The sequence below is a fragment of the Haloferax profundi genome, assembly GCF_001469865.1.
GTDB classification, from domain to species: domain Archaea; phylum Halobacteriota; class Halobacteria; order Halobacteriales; family Haloferacaceae; genus Haloferax; species Haloferax profundi.
In genome coordinates this window covers 1-8649 of sequence record NZ_LOPV01000469.1, presented here as the reverse complement: position 1 = coordinate 8649, position 8649 = coordinate 1, and the positions used below count along the sequence as shown (strand labels likewise).

2 protein-coding genes and 2 pseudogenes are annotated in these 8649 nt (G+C 53.6%); all 4 read right to left on the bottom strand.

The window, feature by feature from the left end; translation table 11 throughout:
• Nucleotides 1-510, bottom strand: a pseudogene (locus AUR66_RS15450) (RNA-guided endonuclease InsQ/TnpB family protein); the annotation flags it as partial.
• An 898-nt stretch (nt 511-1408) separates the two neighbouring features.
• Entirely contained in the window at nt 1409-3019 is a 1611-nt protein-coding gene (locus tag AUR66_RS15440; protein ID WP_058573152.1) for a hypothetical protein, read from the bottom strand.
• 300 nt (nt 3020-3319) lie between these two features.
• Nucleotides 3320-6589: a hypothetical protein gene (locus tag AUR66_RS15435; protein WP_157533159.1), complete on the bottom strand. Its 3270-nt coding sequence runs from the start codon at nt 6587-6589 to the stop codon at nt 3320-3322.
• Nucleotides 6590-6635: 46 nt separating this feature from the next.
• A pseudogene (locus tag AUR66_RS15430) lies at nt 6636-7879 on the bottom strand (RNA-guided endonuclease InsQ/TnpB family protein).
• Nucleotides 7880-8649 lie beyond the last annotated feature (770 nt).

Genomic DNA, 8649 nt, shown 5'->3' with positions numbered 1-8649 from the left:
AGGAGACTCTTGGTCATCGAACGGATTCGGTTTTCGGAACCCGAGGTGTAAGAAGTAGTCGCCGTCACGAGCAGTGAGCGTGCTTTCTGTAACACTCCACTCATCGTCGCTCAGGAACTGGTACTGGTAGCCACCGTCGTCTTCAGGGAGGACGAGTTCGCATCGAACTCGGCTGTCTACGGTTGTCAGCGAGACGGTGTTGTCGTCAAAGAGCGTCAGTGTGTTTGCATCGTACTTGATAGTTGGACTCGTGAACTCTGGACAGGACACTTCGCGGCCGTTGTCTTTGAGTTCTCTGACGCCTGTGAGTGCTTGCGCAGCTTGGTGAGTGGCGAGTATCGCGTGTTGACTCCCGAGACGAGTTTCTTCGCGTACGTCGTCGTAGGCAAGTTGTTGGAGACCGTATTTTGAGTCCTCGTTTGCTTGCCATCCGATTTGAGAGGCAAGGGATGCCCCATGTTTCCAGTCACTAATCGTGGCTTCGAGCAAGTCGGCTTGCTCGTCGGTCACGGAGAGGCGAGTGATGGCTGTGCGTCTCAGGTATTCGTCCACTCTATCTTCAAAGAGGTAGGTTAGTTACTCAATGGTTTTTATATGATCTGTTGTCAGCATTCCTCCACGGGTCGGGTGACCCGTGGAATCCAGCCTCGAATCTTTGAAGTAGCCCATTCTCGTCCGTCTCATGATAGTTGAATTCATTCGGACCATTAACTGCGATTTTTCGGTTCGCTACGGGACGGCCGTCGTACGTCGATATTTGGGCTGATACTTGTACTGTCCCCGTTTGGGCAGACACAGTTTGGGATACAAATGACAAAGACGCCAGCCCCCGACGAAAGACCGTCTTCCCAGTTCATTTGGCATAGAACTGTGTTTAACGACGGTTGAATAAGTGTTTGGGTCAATTTGATGGATATACTGTATCAGTTGCCGGAGCCACTGGATTTAATGTCTTACTGGGTAAACCGAATTTTGAGGACGGGTTGTACCACCCATTCTACACGTAGTGTAAGCCGTTCTCATCCCATCCCCCCCCACCCTCGTCTCACAACTTCCTCCTACGTACTCACTTGTCTGAGTGTGGACTGTCCATATGTGGCTCACACATGTCTGAGGCGGAACTTCAGTCGTTCTCTTGATGAGTGGCTGCGAACTCGTCAGCGAATTGCTGGTGCAACTGCTTGCGTAACAGGGCGCTCATCGTTTCATATACGATTGAGTTTGGATACTTCTCGAGTAAATCGTTAATATCACTCACACACTCGGCTTTCAATACAGCAAAATCGGTGCTCCACGGTGGCCTTTCCATTAGTCTATGACTTGTGTTGGTATTGATATATTTACTGTTTGTGGATATATTTGTTCACTGAAAAGACAACAGTAAACCCTCTTTTCAGGATAAAAATTGTTATTGAACAGCTAGTTCAAAAAACAACCTCTGGATATCGACGATGTTGAACCGGTCATTCTCGGAGAAGTCGAATTTATCGGCGTTATTTTCTATCACCGTGCTTTCTCGATTATCGAACGCTGCCTGAACGTCGGACACAGTCACGTTTCCATCGCCATTGATGTCCTCGAATCGCCCATCTCCGTTGACGTCGGCTGGTGGATGCTCAAAATCACCGAGTGGTGTTAGATTTGTGACGCGAATCCTCGTTCCAGACTGGGTGCCAACGACAATCTCTTTTCCGTTGACTGACCCGAGTATCGTCTCAGAGACCGACACAGTAGTGCTTCCTTCAGTATCGAGTCGGAGTGTTAGCTCTGCGAGTGTTACTGTCTCGGCTTCCGCGCGGTTGAGTCCATACACATCGATGGCTACCGAATCGTTCGCTTGACTAGTGCGAACGTCCACGTCGGCGGGTGAACCAGTGATTGTCGTATTCTTGATTGTGGCGACACTGGCATTCGTGACTGAGAGGTTTGTTGAGAATGTTCCAATGTCTGTTGGTGGACTGAGTGCCACCAGGTTGACCGTAACTGTCGTGTTTGGCTGTGGAGTCGCTGTGGAACTCATCAACTGGGCGCTGACATTTGTTGGTGCAACGTTCTCGAGTCCTGTGACATTCACCGTCGCCGTCTCGGACTGAATTGTGGTTTGCGGCTCGGTGAGTTCAATTGTGTACGTACCTGCTGGAGTGTCGTGATCAGAGAGGTCGATAGTGAACCCGGCCATACCTTGCCCACCAAGTGTGACAACCTGTTTGGGGCCGATACGAACGCCACTTTCGTTGCGAAGTGCAATTTGAATGTCGCGGCCAGCAACGTTCGCTTGAATCCTTCCTCGGATCGTGTCGCTGGTGAGAACGTTCGACTGTTCGAGAGAGGTTGCGAGTTGGAGTTGGGCAATGTCGATTGTTGCATCGGGCTGACCGGTGATCTCGAGGCTGTGGTCTCCTGTTTCGAGGACGTCCGTTTCGAGAACGGCTACACGACTGTTCGTTCCCGTTGTAAGCTGGCGGATGAACGAACCATCTTTTCGAAGGTTAACCTCGGTATCCGTGGAGTTCGTTACAATTGCGAGGGGGGTTCCCTGAAAGACAACCCTGTCAACACCTGCAGTGACAGATCGACCTGTGTATGTCACCGACACGTTCTGCGGCTCCACCTGTGTCCCAGTACTGTTCGTGATTCCCTCAGTCAATCGAAGCACCATGTCGCCGGTGTATTGTTCGTCAAGTTGGATGAGTGCACGACTGCCGTTGATGGTTACATTTGTGGCCGTGGTGGAAACTTGGCTTCCGTCAACGTACAATTCGTAGTTTCCGCTGATGTTTTGCACAGACTCAGAAAACGAAACCTCAATAGCCGGTGTTTGATCCGACTGAGCGTAATAGATAGCGCCTACTGGCTGCGGAGTCTCTGTTGAGGTAGTTGTGAGCGTGTTCTTTGTGGCTGGTTGTGTTCCCACCGCGCTATTGGTTGCTGCCAGTGCCGTTGTACTCCCGATCGGTGCGCTAGCCAAGACGAGTGCCATGAGAACGGCGAACGCTGTTACTCTGTATCGGCGAGCCATTAGGTTCGACTCCTTACGCTAGTGCTGACGTTGTTCTGTCTCATTATCTATAACGTGTCAACAGGTGCAAATATAAATCGTGGCACTATTGTCGTTGGTTGCGTGCGCTTCATGTTTGCTTCCGATCTTGCTATAATAGTTGTATGGGTGTTATACTACGAGGCTCTGTTTGTCCAAGCAACTCGTTCGAAAATCAGGAGTATGAAGGAAAGAACCGCGAGAGATTTCCAAAGTAGTCTGAGACGTGTGCTACTCGATGAACTGAGAACGGACCACTGTGGTCCGAGGAGTTCTTTGGCCTTAGGCGGTCACCTCAACGAACAGCCGCTGGACGTCAACGATGTTCACGTCACCGTTACCGGAGAAGTCGAACTTGTCAACGTTGTCTTCGAACACCGGGCTGTCGCGATTGGCGAACATGGCCTGCACGTCTGAGACAGTCACGTTGCCGTCACCGTTGATGTCTTCGAACGTTCCGTCACCATCCACGTCTGTGGGTGGTTCGGTCGAACTCCCGATCGGCTCGACTGTCGTCGTCGTGAGCGTGGTCCCAGTCTCCGACATGATGGTGTAATCATCTGCCGACGGGGTTCCAAGTACTGAGTCTGCAACGACAATGTCGGACGACCCATCCGCAGCAAGGGTGACGTTTACTCTGGCAAGTACCATGTCGTCGCTTTGGGTGCGGTTCAGTCCGAATGCAGCAATCGAGACTGTCGTGTTATTTGCACTCCGGGTGATGTCTGTGGTGTCTGGGGACCCTACAATGCTCACGTTCTCAATTGTCCCGATTGATTCGTTTGCGAGCTTGAGCGTGCTCTCGAATGCACCCACACCCTCACTGGCGTTTTCTGCGACGAGATCCACCGTCACTGTCTCACCGACTTGTGCCGATGCAGGTGATGCAACTGCACGTACGCTCGCGTTCATGTTCGCCGATTTGGTTGCCCCACTAGAGTCATTTTCAGTGAGTGTAAACTCGAGAGTCGTCTCATTCGTCACAGTCGCTTGCTGTCTCAGCGTTTGAGTTTCGTAGGCTGTGCTGTTCTCAGGCGGGGTCACTTTGACGGAGACGTTGCCGGTTACTTCTATCCCCGGCTGGCCACTTGCCCAGTACTCGTATGCACCCTCCGAATTTGTTAGCCCCGAACCCCCAACAGTTGCACCTGCGCGGTTGTTCAATACAAGGACGTTTGCGTCGGTAACCGGAGCACCACTCTCATTTGTCACAGTGACATTGAGCAGGTGGCCATCAGGGAGTTGTGCGGAGACGTTTGAGTCAGTCGACGTGTTAATGGTATCGACTGCGTAGACGTCTGCAGTCCCATCGCGTGCCCATTGGTACTGCTTGTTGGAATTGGCTTCTGAGAGGTTGAGTTGATATACTCCTACATCATATTCCGTGTCTGCCTGGAGTGGGTCGTCGTTAGTCTGTGTTGACTCAGAGGTGTTGTAGAACCCGCTTTCGTTTGTAATCGCGATGGGAAGCGGACCACTGCCGCTTGTCGGATCGAACGCAACTGTCGCATTGACTGCAGCCGTTCCATCGGCTTTTGTAATCCGACCCGCGACCGTCACATTCGAGTTGGAGTCATCGGTCGTCCCGCTTCCTGGGATGATGTCGAGATAGTCCGATTCACTCGCAGTCACCCCGGATTCGTTGATCGCGTAGACCTGGAGTCTGTAGTTCGACTCAGCAGGCACGTCGGGGGCAGTCATGGTGAATTCTTCGCCCTCTTGAACAACTTTGGCGTTCGAACCTGGGTCCTGTCCGCTTTCCCACGTCGTGAACATCACGACTGCAGTGGTTTGGTCAGGGCTCGCTGCGGTGTAGTTGAGCGTGACTGTGTCTCCCCCTTCGATTTCTCTCGAGAGGCCATTGACAGTGATATCATACCCTTCGACATCCTCTGTTGGGAACCCGCCATCAAAGTAGGGATGGCGTGGTCCATAGAGGAACTCACGCGTCGCATGGCTTGGGAGCGTGAAGTTGACAGTGGCCGATCCATCAGCGCCGGAAACGGCAGCACCGGTTCCGAAGACGCCGCCTTGCATCCCAGTAAATGTCTCTGCTGCCACCGAGACTGGGATTCCAGAGACACCAGTGTCGGTCTCAGGATCAACGAACCGAAGCTCGAACCCAACCTGGTTGCCTGGTGTGTTACCACCTAAGCGATCTTCTTCAATTCGATACCGTTGGATCTCACCATCGTCGCCCGATTGGGCGTTCGTCCCGTTAATCGTCGCCCATGTTTTGAGGTCGAACGAGGCGCTGTCGGGTGCGTCTGCAGGGATCGGAACCGAAATCGTCGCTTGACCAGTTGCGTTGGTCGTTACCGTTCCCGTGGTCGCAAGCTGCTCAGTCCACTCGTACGTGAGTGCATAGTCGACAGTCGTGTTGGGGGCGATGCTACCGTTGTAATATGTTTCAATTGTTGCGTTGGCGCTGCCACCGGGTGCTACGACATTTCGGTACGATGGTGACTGGATCTCTGTATTTATCCAGGCTGTGGGACCGCTGCTTCCTTCACCACCGCTTCTATCACGAGACGCTTCGAGGTTGATGCGTCCCCCATCGTGCACGATCCGTTCGTTAGCAGTCGTGTAGAGGTGTGCTTCGAAGTCAGCATTCGGCTTGTCCGGCGTTTGCCACTCAGTAGCATAGAGGCCCTGTGCGTTCGTAGTCACGCTCAGGTTCTCAACGGTGGTGTCGACACCGTTCGTGGTGTTGATAATCCGGACGACGAGGTTAGTGTTCGCGAGTGGTGCACCCTCATCGTAGACGACGCCCGAGATTTGTGCACTGCCACCCGCAGGCAGATATGTCGAGTAACTTCGCGTGTCTGTTTTGAGTTCTGCCACCATGTCGACGCCCGTGAGGGTCGTCGAATCTCCTGGGTGATTCGCGGGGGTGACCCAGTAGCGACCAGTTTGGTTCGGCGTGAATTCGAACGTCGCAAACCCACCCGTGTCTGTGGTCAACGTTTTCGTGGTCTCATTTCCGTCTGGTGCTCGGATTGAGACGTTGAACGTCGTGTTCGTCACAGGTGCGCTCTGTTCTGCTAATGAAGCAGCGACAGTCACCGGCTGGCCGACTTCGACATGGTCGGTGAAGCGTGGGTAAAGGTTGACCGAGGGTCCAGCGATGAAATCATCATGGTCGGTTGACGACACATCGGGACTCGAGACTTCGACATCGTACGTGCCGTTGGGGAGCGTTGAAAGGTCGATAGGCACCGCGATTGCACCGGATGAGTCCGACGTTACCGTCCGCGTCACCACAGTATTATTTGGTCCCGAAACGGTTACCGTGATATTCACGTTGCCGACTGCTGTGGGTTTGTCAGCGCTTGTGTTGACTGCACTGACGGAGATGTTCACAGTGTCATCGGACAGGTACGGCTCGTCGTAGTTGTGGCCGACGACAGCCTGTAATTCGACAGAGTCAGATGTCGCTGTCGTGCTTATGAGCCCATCAGAGTCGTCCTCACTGAGCCGAGTTACAGATCCATCTTCGGCAACACGGATTTGGAATTCCTCTTCTGTTTCGTTGGTTCCTGTTCGTGTCACCTTTCGAACGCGGTACTCATCTGCTGGAACAGTGAACTACCCTACCCTACTCGCTCACGGCTGATGCCGCTCGCTCCTTGGGGTAGGGCTTCCTGTTTCCACGACGCGCTTTGCAGATACAGGCGTATCCACAGGGAGCGCAGTCTCCACAGGCGTTGATTCGGAGTATCCCACTCCTACATCTTTGAGGCCCCGAGAAAGAATGTTCCACGCCGCGTTCGCGTCCCTGTCCGCCTCAAACCCGCAGGCAGGACAGGAATGTTCACGGACCCACAATGGCTTCTCCGCCGAGACACCGCACGACGCGCACTCCTTAGTCGTCCCTCTCGGGTTGACCGCCACGAAATGCGTCCCTTCCCGCTCGCACTTGTATTCGAGCAACGAGAGGAACGTCCGCCACGCGGCAGATACAGTGTTACGGCTGTTCGACGACGACTCCATCATCCCGGCGACGTTCAGGTCTTCGACCGCTACGAGGTCGTACTCCCGAGCGTAGTAGTTCGAGAGCTTGTGTAAGAAGTCACGACGTTTTCGCCGAAGGTCGGCGTGACACTCTGCGACCTGCCGCCGTTGCTTTTCGTAGTTGTTCGACCCGTGCTGTTTGCGCGAGAGCTTCCGTTGCTCGCGCTCCAAACGTTCGCGTTCGTCGGAGAGGTTGAGCGACCCGACTGCCGTGCCGTCGGTGTCGTGGGCGTACTTGAGAATCCCTACGTCGATACCGACACACTTCTTGGGGTTCTCAGGCGGTTCGGGCGGTTCACAGTCCATTTCCACGCCGAACGTAGCGAACCACTCGCCCGTCGGTTCCTTCTTGACTGTGACCTGCTTCACGGTGGCGTCGTCGGGGATGGGTCGGTGGAGCCGTATTGGTATGTCCACGAGTTTCGAGAGTGACAGGATAGTCTGACCGCCCTTCTTGTCGAGCTTGAAGCCAGACTGACTGTACGTAAAACTGCGGAACTCCCGTGGCGGCTTCCACTTGAGTTGACCGACGCCGTAGCCGTTCTCTTTGAGTCCTCCGAGTGATTTGACGTTCTGCTCGATTCGCATGACTGCTGTTTGCAGAACTGTTGAGTACACGTCTGAGAGGCCATCCCACCAGTCTTTCAGGGATGGAATTTCGTCTCGGATGGACCGAACACGCTGATTGAGTGTGCCTGCGTCCTCGGGGATTTGGTCGAAGCGGTAAAGAGCGTGATTGTACAGTTGCCTACAAATGTCTCGGTGGCGGTCCAACTCCTCGCGGTGGGCGTCGGACGGCTTGAGACGGTACTTGTAGGCGTAGTACATTCGTTACTCTCGTTCCTCAATTAACTGGTCCAACTGCTCGCGGACGAACGACGAGAGGTTGAGGTGTTGGTCCTCAATCCACTCGTCTTGGTCCTCTCGAATGGTGATTGTCTTCCGTTTCATCGTAATGCACGGTATGCACGATACACGTATAGTAGTTATGGTAAAACGTTGGCCTGTGGGCAGAGCGTCGAGCGTGTTTGCTACTCGTGCGGCGCTGTATCCTCTCCCTACTCACTCCCTTCAGTCGCTCCTTGAGGAAGGGGGCTTAGCGCCTATTTTCAGCTAAATCTGGAGCACAGAAACAAACAACCAATGCGAAAGCCAACGACGTAACTTGTGGGTCAGTATCACTGCTTGCGTGTCGCAAGGTAAGCAAGAAGACCCCCGAGTACAGTGTTATTTACGCGGGTTCCTCGACGAACAGCCGCTGGATGTCTACAGATGAGTGAGGTGAGTGTCTCGGAGTCGTGCGGAAATCATTGATTTTGGTGATGACGAGACCCGGAGCGTCTCGTACCACTTGACTCCAAGTTAATTCCAACTGACCTCGTTTGGGGGAGGCCAAAAGAAATAAAATTCGGCAGCTGACAGACGGAGAACTTTTGTGACTTCGACGTACCGAATTAACATACGAGTATCCGAGAGGCGCACTGAATACCAGTGGGTACGACGAGTCTCACCAGTGGTGGGTGTGGTCCCTCGCAACTCGTTTCACATACATGTCTATGGACACACTCCGCTCTGTCGGATGGATCGCCTTCGTCGTC